We start from the raw sequence: 23744 nt of genomic DNA on the forward strand, positions 1-23744 counted from the left end.
TCCGACCCCCCACGCAAAACCGGGTCTTAGTCCAGGAAGTACTCGTAGCTCAGCGGCTTCAGGTTCTCCGGCGAAGGCCGCCAATCCGGGTAGACACTCATCGTCCCGTCGTCGCTGGTGATGGAACCATCGAGGTGGCGCTCCCACGGGATATCAGCCACCACTACCAAGTCCGTCAGGCCATAGTCATTAGCGTGCTTAACCTCATTGCGCGTCAGGATGACTTTCTGCACGTATCCCTGAGAGCCCTTCACTTCGATGTGACGCTCTTCGTCACCACGTATTGCCAGCAAATCGTAAGAGCGGAAGGCGCCGACGTCTTCGACACTGTAGCCAGCTGCTTCGTAGTGAACAATTGCCTGCCGGACGGCCTGCATCTCAATCGCCTTCTTCAATATAGGGTCGGCGCAGAAGCCCGCGTAGCGCTGTCTCACGCCATTTTGTCCGCTTACGGGCGGTGCGACGAGTGGCCGGTCGAACCCGCCCCAGTCGCTGTCAGGGAGCAATTCGGGCACGGCGTCGATGACCTGGCGGGGCATCTTGAACAAATAGCCCTGATTTGGCTTTAGTCCGGCTCTCCGGTGCCGGTTGAAAGGAAAATGGATATCCTGCTTGGGCTTGGCATACTCGGCACGAAGCGAGTCAAGGATCCCAAGAATGACCCCCTCGTCCTCACGCAAGTCATCTAGTAATTGTGGACGAGGAAGAGGCTTGTAATCAGTCAGGGGAATCGTATCGGCGCTCTCCCCCAGCCAGCTGCCTGAGTCAGACCGAAGTGCACCGGCGACTCGAGAGACCCCGTAGATCCCGGGTTTCCAGCGCATTGGGTTCTTCCTACTTACCCAGTGCAGAACTACGTCGCCGACTTTCACATCATGCATTCGGTCATGGTTGCCGGTCGGTGGAGCAATGAGTTGCGTTCCGAATTTCGCTTCAAAAGCGATTTCCATCCAGTAACGCTGCGAGGCGTCGCCGTCCCACCAACGCGCCTTGTTCCCAACCGCACTAACAGTCATTACTCCCCCAATAGTTGTCACTTATATTCGTGAATATTGAAACTACTTTGTACCAAGCAACTCCGACGGTTTTCCGCTCCAAGACACGACCAAGCCGTCGCGGGCGCGTGTAGCCGCGACATATAGCAGCGACCGTTCACGAAGAATGGCGTCAGCCTGCTCCGCCGGCGCTAGGCCCTTGACCTGATAGGAAGCCGGCAGGGTTTGGTCCGAAATCCCGAAAAGAACCACTCTCGTGAATTCCATACCCTTCGACCGGTGCATGGTCATCACTGACGGCACGCCAGGTACCGTCGCTGCAGTAGCTGTCCTGGCTTCGAGATCGCGTTCATTCAGCCCGTTGATGACCTTGCCGACCTGGAAATTGGAGCGGACCAGGATTCCGACGGTCTCCAGCGGCACCCCTTCGTCTGTCCACCTCCGCAGATAGTCAGCAAGGTTGTCCAGTTCCTCAGCGATCGAGGCAGAGGCTATTTCCTCTGGCCGCGGCCCTACCCGCGAAGAGGTATAGCCGTTAATAGACTCCTGATCGCCTTCAATGTCCGTCACCGGAGCTCCGCTAAGAAGTCCGACGGCGTAGGCCAGGTTCTGCTGGGTGGTGCGGTAATTGAGCGTCAACCGGCGTGACCGACCGACGATGCCAATTCCGAAGCGGGACAACGGGACCTTCTGACCGTAGATACGCTGATGCGAATCCTCTGCGATGAAAAGGTCATCCGGCCCCTGCTGGACCAGTTCCCGGAGAAACAGCCAGTGGCCGGCGTGCAAGTCCTGGCCTTCATCGATCAGCACATGGTCAGCAAGACGTGCCCCGTTGGCCTCTGCACGCTGGCGAAGCACCAGAGCTGCAAGGTGCGCCAGCTCCACGAACGAGGCATGCATTTCGATCCGGTTGTAGTACCGGTAGGATTCCACGACCTTCCAGACTGCAAGCCGCTTCGCCCGGTTCAAGGCTGTACCCCGGCCGGCGCGGGGCACCTTCAGGTATTCGTCCTTGCCGCTGATGAAGTTGGGCAGGATCACCGTCTCGTACTCCTGCTGGAGGAATGTCGGATTGGCTAGCTCGAGCTCCAGCTGATAATCGACGTCGGCCAGGGCGGACTCCCACTGCTGGCGTGCACCATCTGTGTCCAAGATCTTCCCTGGAGCAGAGACCTCCAGCCCGAAAAGGTTCTTCATGGCACGGCGCTGCTCCGTTTCCTGAGCACCGCGAAACACCTTGCTGACGAGTGAATCAACGCCGGAAACATAGGTGCCGCGTGCTCCTGGCTTGGCCGCCCGCGGAAGATCGGCGTCCAGCTTCGACAATCCGCTTTCCAGCGAGTCAGCAAGTGTCGTCGTGTAGGTCGTCAGAACAATCCGCGATGCCGGTTCAGCCGCGGCCAGCATCCGGGCGCGGTGGAGAAGGACCACCGTCTTGCCCGTTCCGGCACCACCGGAGAGACGGAAGGAGCCGTTGTAGCGGCGTTCCGAGTAGACACGTTGTTCCGGATGAAGGAACGTGCGCCAGGAATCGAAGTCTCCACCCTCGATGACCTTTTTGAGCTCGTCCGAGTTGTCGCCCACGAACGTGAATTGCATCCTCGTGGCGGGATGTTCCAGTGACTTCCGGATCTTCTCCTCTTCTGTCGCCTGCGGATCGTCCACGTAGCGGCTCAGCGCGAGCTTGTCCTGGACTTCCTGGACGGAGGTGCCGGCAGCCAGTTCAAGGAGGGCAGTTGCCTGCCACTCGGGCGCCTCGTCCAAGACGTCCAGGAGATCTTCGTCCGAGGACGCAGCGAATGCCCGGGCCACAAGGTCCAAGCCGAGGCCAAGCTCTGAAACCAATTCAGCCAGATCCATACCGCACCCAAGAAGCGGGTTCGTCCAGGGTTCGGCCGTCTCGCCGCCCGGCGGCTCTTGAACCTCGGACTCCACTTCGGCCTCCGGCGTCCGAGCATCAGGCACAACCGGCGCAACAGGCGGAACTGGCGGGACAGATGCGCCGCCGTCGGGCGTGGACGCCCGGATGACCTCCAGGACGCCGTTGACGGAGTTCACCTGAAGCACGCTGGAACGGGCGATGTCGATTGCCTCGTCGTGCGGCCAGGCGCCGTAGTAGAAGTAGTGCGGGATGGTGTCGAAGGCGACCTTGAAGAGCACGGCCCGGTAGTTGAGGTCAATCCGGCCGGTCCGCACGCGGGGGTCCGCGGGAGTGTGCATGGGTTCGATATGGAGCCCGGGCGCGGTGTCGTCCTTCTGGAGCTTCTCGAAGAAGGAGTACACCTTGTTCTTCATGGTGCCGTCGATCTTGTCCTTTTGCTTGATCCATGTCACCAGCGCCATATCAAGCTCCCTTCACTTTCAGCAGTTCGCAAATTTCGTCAACGTCTGTTCCCACGGTGGCCCAGCCGGCGGCCTGAAGTTCAGCGCGCCCGTCGTCGCCGTCCATCACGACGGCGATCCGATAGTCCGGCCAGGCTATCGAGACCGGCAGGCCGTCCACCTCGAACCCGAGTTCGGGCAGGACAGAGATGTCCGCGTTGGCGATAGCCAGCAGGAGTGTTTTTTCGAACTCGGTTGCCTGCTCCAGCAGCTCGTTCCAGGCAGGGCTGAGGCCGTCTGACATCTCCAGCCGCACGGCCTCCTCCTCAACTGAACCGCCAGCGCTGACCGGAGACATCACCGATCCAATCGTCAGACCGATCGGTTTGAACGCCAGGAGGTTGGAGAGCCGCAGCCACTCGCGCCAGGACGCCTCGTGCACAGGCGAGCCGACCGCTTCTGTCCGGTCATCCAGGCACAGCCCGACGGCGATGGTGGACAGGCTCTTGGGCGACCCGGCCGCCGCGAACCCCAGGCTCCCCGAACTGTACGTCCAGGCCGAGACCGTGCCAGCGGGCAAAGATCGCGCCAGGCCTTGGGACAGTGCCGCCGCGTGCGCGTACATCGCGTCGGCGTCGCCGGGCTCGGGCCGCTGGGCCATTAGCATGAGCGGCACCAGCTCCGAGAAGTTCGCCCAGGCCTCGGGATCAGGCCGGTTGACCCATTCCCAGAGCATTGTCATGGCGTCGCGACCCAGCATGTCCATGATCGCGGCGTTCACCGGGTAGTTGGCCATGAGCTGGGCGTTGAGCTTGGCATTGGCCCAGGAAGGCAGCGTAGCAGCGGCGTCGCGGCCAGCTTCAAACGCTTCCACGTCCTGCCACGTCACGGCCCACGGCACTGCGGCCCCGGATAGCTCCGAGCTGTGCCGGAGCTTGTCGCGTTTGGTGGCGTCGTCCGCGATTCTGTTGTGTTCCGGGGACGCGTGAAAAGTGAAGCCATCTGTGTAGATCGCCAGCACGGGGAAGTTCGGGTCCGGCGGTCCCTTCAGCAAGAAGTCGGGGCGGGTTCCGGCGACATCCACCTGCGGGATGAGCTGCCATTGGAACTGCTGCCCGGGGATCCGGAAGGTTATGGTGTCCGCCAGCGCACCGGGGGTCACCTTCGTGTGTGCACCCACCGCCTTCAGCCGATCCATCCAGGCCTTCCGGAAGCGCTTTTCCAGTAGCGATTCGATCGAGGTCTCGGCGTCGGGCGCCTCTTCGGTGACGGTCCAGTCGGAGAACGACGGCGGGAGGCCGCCGTCCGTGGCCGCCTCGCCGGAGCGCAGCAGCAACCCGAGCAGGCGTTCGGCGCTGGCCCGGGCCACCTTGTCCACCGTCCACGGATCGGCAAAGGGAAGCAGACAGTGATGGCACGCCAGCCGCTCCTCGAAACGGCAGCTGCAGTCCCGCACGGTCTGCCACGCGGCGTGCAGCAGTTCCCACACCCGTTCGGCGTTGGCGAACTCGGCCAGGTAGCCGGTTCCGCCAGGGACTTTGTCGTGCAGCATCAGGGCAATCCGGTCCCCGCCGTAAGCCGGATCGTTGATCCGCAGCACCCCAAGGTGGTCCGGGGCCCCACCCAGGACTTTCTGGAGACCCAGCAGCATGGCGGCCTGGAGGCTGGGGACCGAGAAGTCGTCGCCGTAGGTCACGTCTAGGGGCAGATGCAGCACCACGCCCTGGGTGTTCAGTTCACGGGCAAGCACCACTTCCTTAACGCTCTCCTGGGCTGCCTTGCGGTACTTGCACCAGAACCGGTGCTCGGTGGGCATATTCTCCTTGGCGGACTGGTCCAGCTGGCCGCAGTAGGAGCACAGACGGAACATGGGCGTCCGGACGTCGTCGCCGGCGATGGTCCGCACCCCGCCGTTGGAGGCCGTCCGCCCGGTGTTGAGCCAGCGGATGTCCACCCGGTTGAAATATTCGGCGCCGAAGTCGTAGCCCTCCACAAACCAGCGCTTCTGCAGGTGCTGCGGGTCGATGTCCGCCGCGGCGACTATCGTGAAGCGTTCCCGAACGCGGTTGTCCCGGCGGTCGTTGATCGCGGCCTCGTCACGGCGGACCTCGGCGGAGACCTTTTTCATGACCACGACGTCCATCATCTGGCCCATGTCCGCGATGGCTGAAGTGCCGCAGCGCAGACAATTCTGCACCGCCGCGGCGGCGCCGAGGTCCGTCTTGATCCAGCCGCACTGCGGGCAGACCTGCCATTTTTGGATGTGGCTTTGCTGGGGGCCCAGGTCCACGGCGTCGATCAGGATTTCCATGCCCTGCGCGTAGAACGTAGCGCCGGGCGCGAATTCGCTCAGGGCCACCGAGGCGCCTCGGTTGTACGTCACTGTGTCGGTTACGAATTCCTGTGTGTCTGCGTCCTTCCAGGACAGCCCCACGTCCAGGCTCACCGAGTCGTCCAGAAGCGTGTAGTTGGGCAGCACGCCGTAGGCCTCCAGGACCGAAATCCAGTACTGGCCCCGGAGCTGTTTGAGCTGGTCGCGGATCATTTTGAGGGTAGCTTTGGCGGTCCGGAGGGCCTGATGCGCGTCGGAGGTTTTGTCGTCCAGACGCTCCGCCAGGGCGGCGGCCTCCTCCAGCTCGGGCAGGGCGTTGCCGATTTCCTTGCGGCGAGTGTCCAGTTCGTCGACGTCGGCCTTCCACTCCCGTGCCGCCCGGATTAGGTGACGGGCGAGGCCGCTGGGCTCGCCGTCGTCGTGCCGCGACGCCCACGCTGTCAGGCGTGCGGCACTGTCCGCGGAAATCCGCTCGCCGAACTGGTCCAGGAACTCGGTGAGATACGCGGTAGCGTTCGCCGTGGCGTCCTCGATGAGGTCGCCGATGAATGATCCGGGCGCGACGCTCCCGAGGGCCTGGATGGCGTCAACCGGGTGCGGCCGGCCCGCAACCCGGGCGAAGCGGTCTGCGACGTGGGCTACATACTGGCGTCCCAGGATTTCTTCGGCATCGAGATACGTTGCGGGCGGCCGGACCTCGCCGTTGATGACGGAGAGCGGTTCGTGGAGTTTGGGCAGGTGCTCGCCTCGTCCCCGCACGAAGGCAAGAACCAGTGAGTTGCCGGTCAGGCGGCCGGCGCGCCCTACCCGTTGCAGGTAGGAGGCCACAGACGTCGGCAGCGAGGCAAGCATCACGCAGGACAGGTCCCCGATGTCGATGCCCATCTCCAGCGTGGGGGTCGCGACCAGGACATTGGGAGCCTGCGGGTTGTCGGCGCCGGACTTGAACTGCGTTTCGTAGAGGATCCTTGTCGCGTCGTCGAGCAGCGAGGTGTGTTCCCGGGCCACGACACGCTTGCTTTCGCGTGAGGAGTACAGATCGCGGTAGAAGTTGCGTGCGTCGGCGGCGTGCCGCTGCAGGGTGCCGCTGCAGCGGACCAGGGTGCAGGGGGCCCCAACCAGCTGGTCGACGACGGTCAGGCTGCCCGGGGTGATGGCCTGGCAGACCTTGCACTGGACGGTGTGGCGTCCTGCGGCCAGGTCATCGGCGTCCGGGACGGAGAGCACGATTTTCTCCGCGTCGAGCCAGTAGACATCGGCGCCGGAGTTCGTCTTCGAGCTGCCGAGGGTTCCGTCGTCGGCGAGTGCGATGATAAGTGCCTTGGCGAGGTAGCCGCTGTCTGCGGGGGCGACGCCGAGGCAGCGGGCTGTCCAGCGTGAGTACCAGGAGGCCGAGGAGGTGACGCCGTCCAGGTTGTCGGTCGCTGCGGCGGCACTGCCGATCCGGGGGAAGGCCGGGGCTGGCCGGCCGGAGGGGAACGCGGGCATGCCTTCGCCCTTGGGTCGCCCGCCCCAGATCTGCCAGCGTTTGCCGTCGGTCGCGATGTAGCCTTTGAGCCATTCGTGGTGGACGCCGCCCTGGAGGCGGACCCTTTCCACGGTGCCGCGGATCCACTGCAGCAGCTGCTGCTGCGTGGGCGGGGTCTCCCCGACCATGGTCTGGTGGAGGGCCGAGTCGTAGGCTTTCCGGGCCACAGAGAGCACGCGGGTGGGGTTGCCGGCGTCGGTTTCGACGGCCAGAGACCCGGTGAGTTCCAGTGTCCGGCCGGTCCGTGACTGCAGCCCGAGCTCCAAGAGGGCGTCGAACTGCAGCCTGCGTTTGGCGAAACGCCGGGCCCGCACGCGTTCCGCCGGGGAGGCCTTCGGGTCCCAGAACGGCCGGAAGCTTTGCCGGTCCACGAATTCAGGTGCGATCAGCTGGTACCGCGCCCCCGGTGTGTCCGCGCGGGCAATCGCGGCGTCCACGAGTTCCGAGAGCGTGGCTGGCTGCTCGCCGACGGCTCGCCGCAGGGCGGTGCGGAGCGTCATGGTGTGGGAACGGGACTGCACGTACCCGGCCCTGTGCGCGGCGTCCTGGACGCTGTCGGTGAAGACGAGGGCTTTCTTTTCCTCATCGTTCAGGCCCTCGGCGCCGAACAGGTTGGAGATACTCACGGAGAGCATGGTGGCGATGGCACTGCCCATGAACGCGATGCCGTCCTTGGCCAGGCATGACGGGCAGACGTCTTTCTTGGATTGGTCGTCCGCGTCCTGGCCGGTGAGCATCAGGACGGGAATGATCCGCCCTTCGGCAAGGTCGGCGCTGTCCGCCTTCGGCGGCATGGTGGAGAGGCCACGGTTGACGGTGTGGAGCCAGTGCAGGCCCTGCACTTGCTCCGAGCCGTCCTGGTGGAATTCGATGATGTCCGCCTCGGCGGCGGCGGAGACGAGGGTCCGGAAGCGCGGGTTGTTCGTGACGCGTGCTTCACGGATCTTGGAATCGTCCAGCTCCAGGTCCAGGCCGGTGGGGGCCAGGACGGCGCCCCAGCCCGAGCGGCCACAGTGCCGGCAGTAGAGTGCCGGCAGGAACATGTCGTGGGACTGGTCCACGCCGTCGTCGGACCAGCGGAAGCGCGGTGAGGTGTCGACGGCAGCGTCCACGCGGGACATCTCGCGGATCCACAGGTGCGTTTCCACGGTCAGCTCAGAACGGCCCGCAGTCGCGCGAACATGACTTAGTAAGGCGATAAAGAGTGAAAGGTACTCTTCAGCATCGTCCAGGTTTGCTCCCCAAAGCATGGTTCGGCGGGAAAAGATGCGGTTAGAAAGGTCTCGAAGGGATACCGCCGCAGTGGCATGCTTGAGGACCTCCAGTGTCAGCGGATGACGCCGAAGGCTCAGTACCAGATTTGCCGGCGGAGTTCGAAAAAGTGTGTCGGCGATAGCGTCGGCCAGCGTCGTCTCCACCTCAACATCAATGCCGCTTTCTGGCTCAGTCCACCAACGATCGGTACCGGGCGCCTGGTAGATATGTTCTAGAGAAGGGGACAAGTCCTCTGCGATCGCATCGAGGGAATGAAGATCAGCGTCATGTCCGCCCTGACTCCAAGCTGAACCGGACATACGCGCTTCCGTGATTACGGACTCGGGCCGGAAGACTTCGCCGAAGACGGTCTCTGCGAAGCTGAGCATAGCTTCCGGGTCACCTTTGCTGCCCAGGGTTGCGGACGTGGCAACGGGTGTGGCCCGGCCGAGCGGCCGAGCGCGGTCTTGCTCGCTCAGCCCGTGTGGATGATCCGTCAGGTCATCCGGCCAATAACTCTTGAGCGTCAATCCGAGCCGGCGCAGCAGCATGGCGACGTCGGTGCCCTGGGCACCGTCGTAGGTGTGAAATTCGTCGAGGACCACGTATTGCAGGCTGGTTGCCGACTTCTGCCAGAGCGGTGCGTCCGTGTGCCGGAGCAGGAGCATGTCCAGCATTTTGTAGTTGGTCAACAGAATGTCCGGCGGGTCCTGGTGGAACACATCGCGGTCGTTTATCAAACCGTCCGGTCCGACCCTGGTGCGGTTTGTGTCCTTTTGGCCCGTGTAGATGCCAGCGGTGACCCCGGAGAGCTCTGGATGAGTTGTTAGCAGCTCGGCCAAGCGTTTGGCTTGGTCGTTGGCGAGGGCGTTCATGGGGTAGAGGATGAGCGCCTTGATGCCTGTGATGCCGTCCCGTTTGGCGCGCAGCACATGGTCCAGGATCGGGTAGAGAAAAGCTTCCGTCTTACCGGATCCTGTGCCGGTGGTAACCAGGGTCGGCTCGGGGCGACGGTGTGCGCCTGCGACCCCCTTACTGCTGAGCCGCTGGAAAGCCTTCGCCTGGTGGCCGTAGGGTTCGAAGCCCTCGTACCAGTCGAGGCAGTCACGCCATCCAGGCTCGGCGGTTTCGAAGGGAAGCCGCAGCCGGACGTAGGCGCCTTTGAAAAGACCCTGATCCGGATCTGCCAGGAAGTCCTTGATGGCGGACTGCGCGTTCCCGTCCGTGAGCGCGAACGTGGTGGCGAGGTAGTCGGAAAGTCCGCGGCGAAGATCCCCGGCCTGGGTGGTGGGCAGAAGCTCAGACATCAGGACTTTTCCTCCAGCATGCTTGCGAAGTGCGCGTAAGCCTTCCGCATGTCTTCCTCGCGATCAAAGCTTCGGAAAGGGAACTCGAAGACGTACTGGATACCGCTCTGCGGGTGCGTCCAGGTTCGTTCCTCGGGAGTCAGGCTCTCGCCGACCTTACGATAAAGCCGGTTCATGTCACCCGGAACCTTGCGGCCGTTGGCGTCGTAGAGGTCAATCTGCTCGTAGCCTCGAAGAACGGGGAACTGAGTTCGATAGATGGTGCAGAGTTCATCGACGGGCACCCCCAAAGAAAGAGCGGCGAGTACATCCAGCTCGACTTGAACTAACCGACGACTGGCTGCTTTGCGTACGACGGATTTGGCCGCCCCTGCGTTTCCTGCCTCTTCACACAATGAAGTGAAGGCTGCTGTAAGAGAGATAAGCCTAAGAAAGTTCTCCACAATGGAGTTGATAAATGGCGACTTAATTTGTATTGGGAGCCGGCCGATGTCATCACCGGAGATTTTGGAAGCACCGACGACTTTCATCAGGAAGTCAGCAATCAACGAGGACGAAAGACCAGCTACGGCCACTAGCGTTCGAGCGTCATCCGCTACAACTACGCCAGCCGCGTAGACGTTATCAACGTGCGCAGCGCCCGGGGGGATAACCGAAGGATGGAGTGTTCGGGCGCCCGTGACGGCGGCCATCCTTCGCCAGACCATGCGGTACTGGCTCCGTTGCTGAATCGGCCGTCCGTCGGCTGACACCCATGACCCGAAACTAGAGTTATATAACGGCCCGTCGCCGACGCGTTGATAGCTGGTGCGCGGGATGAAGTTGCCCGGAAGAGCCTCGAGGTCCAGCTCCGTCCAGTCAAGGTTGTTCTTCATGGTTGGGTTGGGCTGCTTGGCAAAAGGATTCGCCACTGTGAAGTGCGGGCCTTGTAGGATGACGTCGTTCCATGAGCCCGGGACAGCAGATCCAACCTCGAAGTATCCGTTTTTCCGGTCTGTCGTCTCGTTCCAACCGGATGAATACTGCAGCCCCAGCTCACGCACCCGTGGCGCTTTGCTCAGCCTTTCCAGTACCCGCGAGCTTGCCCGATTGACGGGGTACACCATGCGGGCCTGGACTGCAGGCGTTCCCGGCTCGTCAAGGATGTCAGCCCAGACACTCAGAACGGATTCGTCCACATTGATGATGCGTTCCAAGTGAGGGCGGGTATCCCATTTGCCGTCACCGTCTTTGAGACCCGGAACTTCCCCGGATCCGTCGTGAACCTCAGAGCGTGAAATGGTGTCCGGATGGTAGATCGAGGCCGCCATTTTGAACCGTGGAGACTCGCCACGCGCACCATAGACGTGCACACCGTAGGTCACATGGTGGTCGATTTCGAAAAGCGACAGTTCGTTGATGAACTGCCAATGTCGGCGGAGACGCCGGTAGGTTTCAGCCCTAAGGTGTGCGGCTTTCTTTTCCGTGAAATGAGATTCGGGATGAAGTAGAGCAACAACGCCGGTCTTCGCAACGGAGGCCCACGTCCTCTCCATGAAAGACCGATAGAGGTCCGGACGAAGGCCAGCCAAGATCGGGTAGGACGCGGGCGACGTCAGAAGCTCACGAACCGCCACAATCCCGACAGCTTGTGAACACATGAACTCAACCTGAGCGAGATCCGCCTTGGCCAGGCGCTGCTTTTCGGCCTTCTGCGATTGCGTCTGCTTGTCGTTCAGCTGCCACCACGGATCAAACTCCGCATATACAGCGTTTTCGTCCCAGTCTGGCCGCACCCAAGGCGGGTTACCCACCTGTAGATCAAATCCATCGCGTCCAAAGACGGAGGCGAAATCGAGTTCCCAATGGAAGAACCCCTGGTCGGCCGCGATGCCCTCGCACACCTGCAGCCAGGGATGTTGCTTCTTAGCGACCTCGATGTCGGACACCAGGGCAAACTCAAGGTCCGCCCGTTCGGCGTCGTTCAGTTCGTCCCAGGTCGACGCAGCACCAAAAGTCTGCTGCCCCGTCATCTTCGACTCTTTGCCGTGCAGGCCAAGAATCGCCTCCAGCGCTGCGAGCCATTCGTCCAGTGTCGGAGGTGTTGCCCCGCCGGTGGCGCGCTCAGTCAGGGGCCAGAACCACAGCGCGTTCCAGGCATCCATGACCCGGCGGAGACGCTGGTAGGCGCCGTTCAGGTCGTTAAGAGTTTCCTCAATCTGCTCGCGGGTGACGGCCTGAACCTTCGTGCCGGCAGCGCCAGGTTCAACAACCGAGGGCTGCTTGCCGAAGTAGTTGATGTCCCGCCGGGCCTCCGATTCGGCGACCTGGAGCCGGCGCAGAGTGAGCTTCCACAGGGATTCGACGCGGCGGCCAAGGTTCACCATGCGGTCGACCTGGGTCTTGTTGGGTTTGGACTTGCTCTTGTTGCGCCAGGCCTTGAGCTCCTGCTGGGCTTCCCCCGCCAGATCCTTGACTTCCTTGGCGTCGGCCGCCGCCCCCCAGCCGTCGGCAGGGAGCAGGAAATGGTGGATGCGGCCCACCACATTGGGATCGTCCGTCTCGGCAGTCATGGCCTCGACGAGCCCGGTCAAGGGCGCGTCCTGCGGGGCGCTCTTCAGCCACGACTTGTCATTCACTGATTGCCGTGAGTAGGTGGCCCGGCGGGCGCCGATCAGGGAGTTGCCGCGGCGCAGGCGAAGCCCGAACCAGGGGGCCTGCAGGTCCTTCACCATGGTGTCGAGCCAGAGGGAGACTTCGGCGAGTTCCACCGCCGTCGAGTTCAGGTCCACGCCGTGGACCTGATGCAGAGCGATCTGGGCCTTGACCTTCTGGAGTTCCTGCGGGTATTCGTCCGCGGGGATCCGGACGTCCAGCTCATCCTGCTTGCGCTTCAGGTACTCGTCCGCGAGCTGGCGGACAGCTTCCAAGGCGAACGCACCGGACCCCAGGGCCGGCTCGCAGACCGTAAGGTCCAGGATGTCGTCGGCCGCGGTCTTCTGCGCATTCTGGTCCAACAGCTCTTCGAGCGCCTGGGATACAACGAATTTCGTCAGCACCTCGGGCGTGTAATAGGAAGCGGACTGTTGGCGTTCGCGGCCGGCGAGCCGGAAAACGAAGGAACCCGCAGCGTGCAGCACGGGGCGCCGCTCCCCCGTCCGTTCGTCTTCTTCGACTACGAAGTGCTTGGCGTCAATGGACTCGGACCGGTCCACCGGGACCACCCAGGATCCCTTGTCCGGGTTCCCGTCTTTGGCCACCTCGTGCAGGGGCTCCGCGGCGATGAACCCCGTGTAGGACATCAGCCCCTCGTAGACGGCCCCGAGCTGGTTGATGCCCAGCTCCGCGTAGGAAATGAAACCCCGGTCTTTGCCCTTGGCTTCCTTGCTGAGCAAAAGGTGCTGGAGGACTCGCTGCAGTTCGGCATTGCTGAGCTTGGTATCACTGATCAGAGAGGTTGCGGCGTCGTGGAAGAGGTCGGCCTTGAGGGGTTGGAAGGCCAGGCCTTCGTTCTCGCCGGAGGCCTCGTCGGAGGGGCTGGTCCCTGCGGGAGCGTGGCCGTTGTCCACCAGGTGAAACAGCTGCGCGAGGGATTCGTAGATGTGGGTGCCGCGCCGGGACTCCGGGGACTGGATGTTGACCAGGGTCAGTTCCCGCAGCCGGTCCAAGCCGTAGCCCTCGTTGTATTCGCCGGCACCAACCGGAAGGACGCCCATCTCCGGGGAGGCCTCAGCGTAAAGGAGGAAGAGTATCCGGTAGAGGAACCGCAAAGACTGGCGGGCCAGGACCTGACCGTCCACGTTCTCGACGCCCAGACCTGCTGCACGGCGGCGGTCCAGGACATCGTTGGCGATGATTTCGATGGAGCGCCGGATGCCCTCGCGAAGGTCCTGGGAGACGCCCACGGTGTGTTTGACGGAGGCGTCGAGAACGCCGTCCCACCAGATGGAGCCGTCCGGCGTCGGCATGAGGGAGTCACGGCCGAAGATCGCCAGAAACCGGTCCGTCTCGGAGTTCTTCTTGGTGTCGTTGCGGTCCGCAACCAGGAGCGCATCCGCGGCCAAGTAGCGGCCCTCGGCCCAGCGTTCCTGTTCGGTCAGCACCAGCCACCGGCCGGCCATGATAACGACAAACTTCGGGGCCTTGTCCGAAAGGTAGGCCTCAGACACGGCCTTCGCCACAGTCAGCGCCGGGGACGGCTCTTTGCCGTCCACCAGAACCCGCCCGAGCGGAAGCACCATGGACAGCACGTCTTCCAGCGCGTCCGCCGGGGCGGCCTCGATGAACAGGACCTCGGAGTTCTCCGTTGCCCACACGCCGGGTACGAGCGTTTCGGTGCCGCTGCGTTCGAAGGTGACGGCCGCCGTCGGGCCCGTAAAGCCGAGGGCGCCGCGCACGAGTGCGTAGGCCTCAGACGCACCCGCCGAGTCTTCCGAGAGCCCGGCGAGCAGGATCTGAAGGCGCCCACGCACCTCGGCGAAGCGGGTCATTGTGGTGGAGTGCCCCTCCTTGGCTGCCTCGTCCCAGTTCTTGCGGAGTTTGACCACCTCGGCCTGGAAGGATTCTTTGGTGGAGTCCGTGGTGAAAAAGTGTTCACTAATCCAGTCTTCGCCTACAACGATTGAATCAAAGGACGGCATTACTGGTCAGCACCTTCCGGGATGGCGACAGGGGTTGCGCGGGGAACGACGATCAGGAGAGGGCGGACCAGGCGCTGGGCAGGGGCGAGCGACTCCGCGATGCGCTGTTCCTCGCTGACACGCTCGCGTTGCTTTTTCACTTCCGCCCGCTGCGCGAAGTCGAAGGACAGCTGGGTCCAGCCCGTGGCCCGGTCCTTCCAGACCTGCAGCCGCTGGTTGGCCGAATTGGCAGCTGCTTCAAAGGTTAGCTGCATAGTCTGCCGGGCGCTCTCCACCGCCTGCGGCAGCAGGGCCTGCAGCCCGTTCACGGTGACGGGTCCGGGGTTGGTCGCTTTGGCGTCGACGCCGATGCTGCTCAGGTGCTCGCCCAGATCCCCGAGGGGTTCGGAAAGACAGAACGTCGGGTTGGCGGGGTCGGGGAAGTCCACCGCGATGAAGGCTTTGGAGACCACCTGCCCGCGGCGGTTCATCAAGGTCCCCATCAGCAGGATCTGGGTGGCATCCACGTCGCCGCGGACCACGAGGACTTCACTGCGGGACATCGACGAGAGGGCCCGGTCGCTGGCCCAGTCCAGCACGGGGTGGAGGGGGCCGAGGTAGTGGGCCTCGGGCCAACTCATGTCATCGGATTCGCGGGCGCGGTTCAGTTCCCGGGTGCCGGCGTCGACTGTTGTGGCGAGTTTGAGGCGCTCGGTGACCCGCCGCTCAGACAGGTAGTCCTGCGGGAGGTAGCCGAGGCGGTGCTGGAGGTCGACGGGCGGGTTGAGTTCGGCGAGGCCGTGGCCGGCGTGGATGGTCCAGCCGAGGACCTTGTGCGGATCACCGAAGGCCTCTTTGAGGGCTTCGTCAAGGAAGTCAAGATCCGTGGAGTAGAGACCAAGCGGTTTCTCGACCGGGATCGTCTCCGTCTCCCCGTCGTCTTTCAAGGCCTCGAAGTCGAGGAAGTCCCAGAGGTCACCGGAGTCCGGATCGGCGTCTGGCTCCCCGACAACGTCCTCGAAGTCCTTTTTGCCGAGCAGGACGTCGCGGATGGCGTCTTCCTCCTGCTTGACGCTGTACTGCCCCATGAGGGAGGCGACGTCGTTGAGGACCGTGTGCGCCTCATACTCGCGTTCCATCAGACGCGTGAGGACCTTGATGTCGCCGGAGAAGCGGGTGTTGTGCGGGTTCAGGAGCAATGTGGTGATTTGCGGTTTCTGGCGCTGGCCGAAGCGGTCGATCCGGCCGTTCCGCTGTTCGATCCGGATCAGGCTCCAGGGGATGTCGAAGTGAATCAGGTGATGGCATTCGGCGTGCAGGTTCACGCCTTCGGACGCGACGTCACCGGTGACCAGTACACGCAGCGGGCTGTTGCCGCGCTTGAACTGGTCCACGATGCTTTGCTGCTCGACATCGCTGAGGCCACCATGCAGGAGGCCGACGTTTTCCGGTTTGAGGCCGAGGGATTTGGGTAGCGACTCTTGAAGCCACTTGAGCGTGGCAACGCGCTCGGCGAAGACGACAGCCCGCAACGGGAAGCCCTTGCCGACGCCGATCTTCTTCAGGTAGCTGACAAGCTCGGTGTACTTGGCCGATTCGCCGGTGTTGGCCGCCTCGGCGAGCTTGGCGAGACGAGTGAGGGCTTCGGTTTCCTTGGCTTCGGAGGGGGAATCGGCGTCGAGCTTCCTTAGGCGCTCAGTGACCGTCTCCAGAAGGGCGGCCGGGCTGGAGAGGAACGCCTTGGCAAGGATCCAGGAGAACAGGGCGCCGTTCTGGCCCGAATACGGCGCCGTTTTGCCTTCGGGGTAGAGCCAGACGTCGGAGAGCTCCTCGGCAATCGCGTTCTCCGCGGCGGAGGCGGACACGAGCCTGTTGTCCGGTTCATCCCGTTCGGCCCAGTCCGCGCCGACTTCTTGAGCGACCTCGGGGCTGTGCCGGTGCCGGCGGATGATGAGGTTCTCCACGTGTTTTGGGTCGAAGGTGCCGTCGGGGCGGACGGCTGTGGGGTCCAGCAGACGCAGGATTTCGGCGAACGATTCGTTGCGCCCGTTGTGCGGGGTAGCGGAGGCCAGGATGAGCGCCTCGGTGTTCGGCGCGAGCACCCGGGCGAGCTCGTTGTTCATGGCTTGGGTGTTCGTGACGTTGTGGGCCTCGTCAATGACCACCGCGTCCCAATGCAGCTTGCCGAGCTGGGCCCGGTAGCGGGGGCTTTTCAGCGTATCCATCGAGATGATGGCGCGCTTGTAGTAGGTGAAGGGGTTGCGGGTGGCCGGGAGTTTCTGCCGGATCTTCTGAATGCCGGCGGAGTCGAGACGGACGAACGGCAAAGCGAAGCGGCACCAGAGCTCGTGCTGCATCTGCTCCAGCACGTGGCGCGGGGTGACGATCAGGATGCGTTCGCCGCGGCCGCGCTTGACTAGCTCGCTGAGGATCATGCCGATCTCGAGGGTCTTGCCGAGGCCCACGGCGTCTGCGATCAGGATGCGCGGGCGGATGTTCTCGGTGTCCAGGGCCTTTGCGACGGCGATCTGCTGGTACTTGAGGTTCCGCGACAGCATGCGGGTGGAGACAGTCAGGTACTCTGCCGACTGGGGTGTCGGAGTCTTGCGAAGCGTGGTTTCAAGAAAGAGGCGCGCGCGGCGGTAGTTGGGGGTGTCATCGGCCACGACCTTGGACTTGGCCGGGTCCACGACTTCGACGGTGTCCAGCGCGGAGTAAAAAGCTGCGGTGGTGTCCCGAACGAGCTCGCTAAGGCCCTGGACCCGTATGAGGGTGCCGTCCACGGATTTTTCGACGCTGGTGACCAGCCAGTCCTCGTCCCGGACACGGACCACCGAACCGGGTGCGACGTTGAGTTCCCGGTGTGTGGCTGTAACTGTCAAGACCCTGCTCCTGTATTTCGTGGACCCCATGGGGAGGTAGACCGATGTGTCGGCCGCCGACCCCTCCCAAGCCATTATGTATGGCAATGTAGCCGCAGAAACCAATATCTGACCGCGGTGCAAGTTCAAGACTAGGACTGGTCCGGTACTCTCAGCTTGGATTTGCTGGCGAAAGGATGCCGGCAAATGTCACGTGAGATGCCGCCAAGCCGTCTACCGTGTCGCTGGACTCCAATGACCAGATAAGCCGACAGCGATCTCCACTAGAGGTTGCAAACGTCAAAGCACACACCTGGTCAATACCGCACACAGCGGATCACTCTCTTGCCTTTGGGGCCGACTGGAGCCACTAAGCGGTGTCGTTGCTTCGGACAGATCGCAGCCCTTGACGCGCGCTTTACGGAACGGATACGGCGCTGACCTCATCATGGCATGATCGTGCAGGATGCATTAGCGAGCTCGACATACTGAATGGAGTGGGCATGACCACGTTGGAAGATGAGATAGCAGCGCGACGGCGGGACATATTTACGGACGCATACAGCATGTCCATCGGTGAGTTGACCAATCTGTACCGGGAGGGCGAGGTTGATATCCATCCGGAATTCCAGCGAATTTTTCGCTGGGATGACCTTCAGAAATCACGGTTGATAGAAAGCCTCCTATTGGGGATACCGTTGCCCTCTATCTTTGTCGCACAGGCCGAAAATGGAGCGTGGGATATTGTAGATGGCGTCCAGCGCCTGAGCACTATTCTCCAGTTTCAAGGTGTGCTAAAAAATGATGAAGGCGAAACCTTACCTCCCTTGAATTTGCACGGTACAACTCTTCTTCCGTCCCTCGCTGGTAAGCAATGGCAGAACGACGACGCGCCGGCCCTCTCCCTAACCCAAGCACAACGCTTGGACTTTAAGAGGGCGAAGCTCGATCTCAAGATCGTAAAGCGCGAATCCAGCGCCGAGAGCAAGTACGATCTCTTTCAGAGACTGAACTCATACGGTTCGCAAGCAACCACGCAAGAGGTCAGAAGTTGCATGCTCATTGGGACAAATCGTGAATTCTACGCGTGGCTCAATGACCTCGCCAGAGATCCTCATTTCCTCTCGACAGTGGCTCTAAGTGAGCGCCTGATCAATGAGCAGTACCACCTAGAACTCGCCTTGCGCTTCATCATCCTAAGGACGCTCCCCGAGACCGAGATAGCAAAGATTGGCAATCTAGGCGACTTTCTTTCATCTCAGGCACTAAGAATGGCACTCGACCCGGCTTTCGATATGGCCAAGGAGGGCGACGCATTCAAGAAGACATTTGCATTGCTCGATGAGGTAGGGAATGACTCGGTCTTTAAGCGCTGGAATGATACCAAAGACCGATTCCAGGGGCCATTTCTCAACACAGCTTTCGAAGTTGTAGGAATGGGACTTGGTCACAGCATCGATTCCTACACGGATGCGGCTGAGACAGATGCTATCCAAAAAGCTAAGACTTTCTGGGCCAATGATGAATTCAGCACTGGGTTCGCTACAGGGGTCCGGGCGGATACCCGCATGGCGAAGAGCGTCCCGCTCGGCAGAAAACTTTTTCAAAAGTAGAAAACAGGTGGTGTAGAAGTGGTCACGCTTTTAGAGCAACTTGTTGACGATCTAGATAGCGATCTGGCGAATAGACGACGGGAGCTTATTGACATTCGGCTAATGGTGAGCGCGAGCACGGGGGCACGGCTTGACCTCTTGGCCCGCGCCTGTCATGTCATGGCATATGCCCATTGGGAAGGGTTCGTAAAACGAGCGCTGAAAGGGTACCTGGAATACCTGCTTACCCGCGGGCTAAATGTGGGAGACTTGCAGCTCGGACTGCAAGGACTTGCTCTTCGAGACTCTATCCGGGCGGCGGTAGAACCGGATCGAACAGTCGATCGTATTTCAGACTTGCTTCAACTGCTGGATGCGCGAGCCGCAGAGCCCTTCAAGATTACTCCGCAGGAAGTCGTGAAGACCGGAAACATGACTGCGGCCACGCTTAAAGCGCTCTTGGGTTGTGCAGGCCTCGCCTATCTGCCAGCCTACGAAACGCGCGAGAACTACATTGACACTGTTCTCTGTGGGCGTAGGCATCGAATCGCCCACGGCGATTGGCAGCCGATCACCGCGGCAGATGCCAGGGCAGTGGCGTCGGACGTTCTGGACCTATGTACTGAGATCAACCTCCAAATTCAAGAAGCCGCTCTTTATAAGTCGTTTATGCGCATAAAGAGCCCATAGTGTATTGCGCATTTCTGCCGTTAGGATTTCGAATGTCCTGATTGATCAGGCGATCACCCACAACACGCCGTAAGCACGATTAGACCGACAGCGATCTGATATTGGTCTGCGGCATGCCCCCAGGACAGGCGAAAAATGCGCATGATAATGGCGCAGTAGCATTGCATCTACATGTCTTCGCTCTACGGGCACCATCACTCAACGAAGGCAGGACGGACCGCACATACTACTTCATCCAAAGAAGTTGCATATCTGATGGCGATCTCCGCGCTGAGGACACCCGCTTCATCGTTCAGTCGCACTAAGCGCCCTTGGACATCCGAGCGCAAGAGCTTGGCCATTCTCTTTCGCATAGTTATCAGCGAGGCAGGATCTTTTGCTTGCCTACTAGTCAGACCGCCATCACCGTGGACAATGGCATTTCGAACTTCAATGACCAATTCCATATCTTGCCATGCGGGCATACTTGCCGCTTGAATACCAAATCCATTTTTAAAAACTCTATTCCGCGCGAGCCAAGACTGATGAAATGAATCGCCATATTCTTGAAGCAAATTCTTTCCCAATTGAGTGGAGTCCACACCCGAATCTCGTATCAGCAGATCGATAAAGCGATCTGCCAGCGCCTCAACTCTGGAAGACACTGCTACGATCTGTCCACTTACGTCATTATTCCATCGGAAACTGTCGCGGTTCAGTGACCTAACGGTGTCTTCTGTAAGCGCATGCACGGAAGCACTAATCAACATATGTGGAGCCCCAGTTATAGGCAGCATTACACAACTTTGAGTCTCCCTTGATGGCCTTTCCGACCGTGCTCGCAGTATTACCATCCAGGGATCCGACACAAGCGGCGACACCAACCCTAGTAACATCAGACGCTTGCATGTAGATCTCGGCCAACTCCTCCATTGAAATAGACCTTCGTCTTGACAGGAACCAGGCCGCTTCCGCCCTAACCGTCTCGTGCCTGTCTTGCAACAGCTGTTTAACCCAATCTAGGATTTCCCGTTCATGTTCAGAGGCTCCTGCAGCTAATTGACCCGCCAACCCTACCATCCACAACTTCGCCCATGGGCTTTGACGCGGCAGTTGGGTCAAGCGTCTCAGTGCAGCCCAGTTTTGATCCATTTCTGACCGTCGGCGTAAGTAGGAGATGACTTCATAGAGCCTGATGGGCTCACGCTCGGTGATCTTAACGAGCCAGTCGTCTTCTAGCCGGCTGGTTGCCGACTGGAGACGCTTTAGAGTACCGGGGCCGAAATGAGCATGGACACCGCGCATGGGCTCTTCCCCGCGGCTCCAGTCTTCTATGACTCTGCTCAGAGATGCGAAGTCGATCTCGTCCTCGTCCTGCGCCGCCAAGTCGTCATCGTCATCGTCATCGTCAAAGAATGGCTCGTCGTCATAGCCCATCCTCTCGGTTTCTACAGCCCAGAGTTCGTCCTCAGCTTGGCTTCGAAACTCGTCGAATGCACGGTTGATTTTGTCTATGTCTTCCTTAACTCGCTGCTTTGGCCACAGCTTAGTCTTCCCATCCGCCAGCACTAGGCCAATCTCCCTAGCCATGTCGACCGCATACTCTATTGCATCATGTGCTGCGCTTTGATCATCGGCAATAAGCCGGAAGTCATCGACGTACCGGTGGACAGAAAATCCCTTGCGCACAAGTTGTCGCTCTAACTTTTGTATGTAGGCATCGGAAATGCGATGACTTGGCTGCATTGCTTGAGGGATGCCAATTTTGCGGGGGAACATTGCATGTAAAAGATCGTTGAGCGCAGATACTGCGGAAGAGTTCATAGTCTGCATCAGTAACTCTTCGGCTAATATTCTGTGGTCAACATATTCGTAAAATGCGGCTATATCGAAGTCAACGATGTACTTTGTCGGATCCACAGAATCGTCTGTACCAAACTTGCGGTGTTCATCAATGTCGATGTCACGGGAGGAAGCGGGGAGGTGCGGCTCAAGTTCCTGCACCAAGGCTTCGTAGAGCACCCTCGCTTCAGGTGGGAGGATAGTTATCGGCCTTGGCCCATGCCCCCTCTTAGGCATTGTGATCGTTTCCACGATTGGCGAGTAATGAGACTTGACCAGAGCACCCGTCTGCCGGGCAAGCTCTTCAGTGGCGTTACTGAGGCAACGTTGCGAAATGAGCAGAGGCATCAATGAGCCTGGCGGATTTATTGACCTCGTTGCCGCTTCTTTTAGCGGGAGCTTGTCGACTAACTGGCCCTGCAATTTCACGCTTGAAGCCTTTCCTGCTGATTGGTTCTCGGGCCAAGCCTAGCCGCTTGACGGCCGTAACCGTCCAAAGGGGACCGGAACAATCTACTGCCGCTGCCCGCCTTGTTACGTCGTGGAAGGTAAAGGAATCAATCGAGGGAGCCAGCGCACCCTCTTGCACGCTCCAAGGCTTGGTACCGGCCCTTCCACATATATCTCGTAAACTCGTCCGAGCGGTTGAGGCAGGACCCGAACGATTTGATTTACCCGCCTCCGCGCGCCAGCTATAACCGCCGCTGCTTGAACATCGGGAAAGACTCCCGCACCCGGTCAACCGCCTCCAGCCATACTTCCACCGCCCGGACACCAGAAGCCAAGCCGGGATCGGCCTCAACCACCCCCATCGGGTCCACCAGCACGCTCCGCCCCATCGAGACCGGCGGCGCTTGGCACACCCCAGCCACGTACACGCTGTTCTCGCTCGCCGGGCTGCGTTCAATGCCAGCCACTGTTCCGTCCTGTGCTCGCCCGGCACCCAGGACGAGCAAACCACCAGGACCTCCGCGCCGGCGTCGGCCAATGATCTCGCCAACTCGGGGAACCGCAAGTCGTAGCAGGTCATCAGGCCAAACCGCACTGCCCCGTGCTCGAACGCCACCAAAGTCTGGTACGCCCGGCCCGGCTCCTCCGAGGTCTCCACCACGCCCGCCATCAGCGCAATGCGGTGGCGCCGGGCGATGGCGGCAAGCTCCCGGCAGACGGGTCCGTCCATTGGCTCGGCGACTGCGGGGAACGTCGCGTCCACCTTCTTCTTCTCGTAGGTGGCGTACTCCGGGAAGGCGACCAGCGCGGCGCGGTCGCGCGCAGCGTCGGCGGCGAACCAGTCGATCGCGGCGAGGTTAGCCTGGATGTCGGTGCCCGATTCCAGCTGCCCCAGCGCTATCCTCACGGCTGTTCCCTCCCTCGCGTCAGCGGCCACACTACTAACTCGCAAGCGTCAGGCGGCGGCCTCGACCGTTGCCTTCTCCGTGGCCGTCGTCTCCGGGCGGTGCCGCCTTGAAGCCGTGGGTGATCAGGGCCAGGACCACCACGCCCAGCACCAGCCAGGACACTCCCAGCGCAATGGCGTTGCTGTCCAGCTGGGAGAGCAGGTAGGCGCAGATGACGGCGCCGATCACTGGGACCACCACGTAGGACACCGGGTTCAGCTGGAGCCCGGCGCTGGCGCACATAGTGGAACACCACCGCGGCGTTCACCAGCGTGAAGGCGGCGAAGTCCCCAAAGTTGATGAACGACGTCGACGTGGCTACGTCCAGGAAGATGGCGATCAGGCCCACAATGCCCGTGATGACCAGGTTCACTACAGGGGTTTGGAACCTCTCGCTGAGCCTGCCGAAGACAGCCTTGGGCAGGACGCAGTCGCGGCCCATCGCGCCCAGCAGCCGGGAGCTGGCCTGTGCGGCGAGGCCGGAGGCGAACTGCGCCACCACCAGGCCGGCGAGGAACACCGCGCCGAACAGCTGCCCGCCGATCCGCAGGCGATAGAGCTGGCCGCGGAGGCCGAGTCTTCGAACACGCCGCCGGGGTGGACCAGCTGCGTCACGTAGGACACGGCCACGTGGATGCCGCCGCCGATCAGGGCCACCAGCATGATGGCGCGCGGCACGGTCCGGCGCGGGGCGATGGTTTCCTCGGTGAGGGTGGTGACGGCGTCGAGCCCCAGGAGCGATAGCCGCGCCGGCGGAGACGGTGGTGAAGCTGGCGGTGTCGTTCAAGAACGGCTGTCCGCTGGCCAGTCCTCCCGCGTCGTCGGCGGACACAACGCTGCCGATGGCCAGCGCCACAAAGAACACGAGGACCAGCAGCTGGCCATCAGCACGTAGTTGGCCTTGTCCGCCACCTTGATGCCCAGGATGTTCACCAGCCTGGTGATGACGATGAAGCCCACGAACGCAACCCATGAACGTTTGACACAGCGAACACGTGCACCTTCGCAGTCATGCATAGACCAGAAAAGCTGAGTTTCATATCT

The 23744-nt window shown here is 61.5% G+C and carries 12 protein-coding genes and 2 pseudogenes; 3 read left to right on the forward strand and 11 right to left on the reverse strand.

What is annotated here, in order from left to right:
- Positions 1–26: 26 nt before the first annotated feature.
- Genes B1A87_RS13230 through B1A87_RS13250 form a run of 5 tightly spaced genes read right to left on the reverse strand, consistent with a single transcriptional unit; the run spans position 27 to position 17221 of the window.
- Complete coding sequence (locus B1A87_RS13230) at positions 27–1016, reverse strand: protein NO VEIN domain-containing protein (protein ID WP_078027668.1); 990 nt, start codon at positions 1014–1016, stop codon at positions 27–29.
- A gap of 42 nt (positions 1017–1058) precedes the next feature.
- On the reverse strand, positions 1059–3341 hold the full coding sequence (locus tag B1A87_RS13235; RefSeq protein WP_078027669.1) for a 3'-5' exonuclease: 2283 nt from the start codon (positions 3339–3341) through the stop codon (positions 1059–1061).
- Position 3342: 1 nt separating this feature from the next.
- A complete protein-coding gene (locus B1A87_RS13240) occupies positions 3343–9741 on the reverse strand; it encodes a DEAD/DEAH box helicase (RefSeq protein WP_078027670.1) in 6399 nt (2132 codons plus the stop codon).
- A complete protein-coding gene (locus tag B1A87_RS13245) occupies positions 9741–14360 on the reverse strand; it encodes a DNA methyltransferase (protein ID WP_078027671.1) in 4620 nt (1539 codons plus the stop codon). Before B1A87_RS13245 ends, B1A87_RS13240 begins: the two co-directional genes overlap by 1 nt.
- A complete protein-coding gene (locus tag B1A87_RS13250) occupies positions 14360–17221 on the reverse strand; it encodes a DEAD/DEAH box helicase (protein ID WP_260680834.1) in 2862 nt (953 codons plus the stop codon). Before B1A87_RS13250 ends, B1A87_RS13245 begins: the two co-directional genes overlap by 1 nt.
- Before the next feature lie 482 nt (positions 17222–17703).
- Between B1A87_RS13250 and B1A87_RS13255 the strand changes: the two genes are divergently transcribed.
- Together B1A87_RS13255 and B1A87_RS13260 are read left to right on the forward strand one after the other, a co-directional pair.
- Positions 17704–18813, forward strand: coding sequence for a DUF262 domain-containing protein (locus B1A87_RS13255; RefSeq protein ID WP_078027673.1), 1110 nt, complete (start codon positions 17704–17706; stop codon positions 18811–18813).
- A gap of 18 nt (positions 18814–18831) precedes the next feature.
- The gene (locus B1A87_RS13260; RefSeq protein WP_078027674.1) at positions 18832–19482 is read left to right on the forward strand and encodes an MAE_28990/MAE_18760 family HEPN-like nuclease; all 651 of its coding nucleotides are present in this window, start codon (positions 18832–18834) and stop codon (positions 19480–19482) included.
- Positions 19483–19676: 194 nt separating this feature from the next.
- Here B1A87_RS13260 and B1A87_RS13265 read toward each other — a convergent pair whose 3' ends face one another.
- The 6 genes and pseudogenes from B1A87_RS13265 to B1A87_RS23970 form a co-directional block, all read right to left on the reverse strand.
- Positions 19677–20126: a hypothetical protein gene (locus tag B1A87_RS13265; protein WP_144275814.1), complete on the reverse strand. Its 450-nt coding sequence runs from the start codon at positions 20124–20126 to the stop codon at positions 19677–19679.
- Between the two features lie 94 nt (positions 20127–20220).
- A complete protein-coding gene (locus B1A87_RS13270; RefSeq protein WP_185982324.1) occupies positions 20221–21555 on the reverse strand; it encodes a reverse transcriptase domain-containing protein in 1335 nt (444 codons plus the stop codon).
- A 440-nt stretch (positions 21556–21995) separates the two neighbouring features.
- The gene (locus tag B1A87_RS23960; RefSeq protein ID WP_260681086.1) at positions 21996–22220 is read right to left on the reverse strand and encodes a hypothetical protein; all 225 of its coding nucleotides are present in this window, start codon (positions 22218–22220) and stop codon (positions 21996–21998) included.
- Positions 22211–22690 (reverse strand): annotated as a pseudogene (locus B1A87_RS13275) (nitrilase-related carbon-nitrogen hydrolase); the annotation flags it as partial. The gene B1A87_RS23960 and the pseudogene B1A87_RS13275, both read right to left, overlap by 10 nt.
- Before the next feature lie 4 nt (positions 22691–22694).
- Entirely contained in the window at positions 22695–22943 is a 249-nt protein-coding gene (locus B1A87_RS23965) for a hypothetical protein (protein ID WP_260681087.1), read from the reverse strand.
- A 34-nt stretch (positions 22944–22977) separates the two neighbouring features.
- A pseudogene (locus B1A87_RS23970) lies at positions 22978–23220 on the reverse strand (hypothetical protein); the annotation flags it as partial.
- Between the two features lie 114 nt (positions 23221–23334).
- Between B1A87_RS23970 and B1A87_RS23975 the strand changes: the two are divergent.
- The gene (locus B1A87_RS23975; protein ID WP_260680835.1) at positions 23335–23595 is read left to right on the forward strand and encodes a hypothetical protein; all 261 of its coding nucleotides are present in this window, start codon (positions 23335–23337) and stop codon (positions 23593–23595) included.
- Positions 23596–23744 lie beyond the last annotated feature (149 nt).

This window comes from Arthrobacter sp. KBS0703 (genome assembly GCF_002008315.2).
GTDB lineage: Bacteria > Actinomycetota > Actinomycetes > Actinomycetales > Micrococcaceae > Arthrobacter.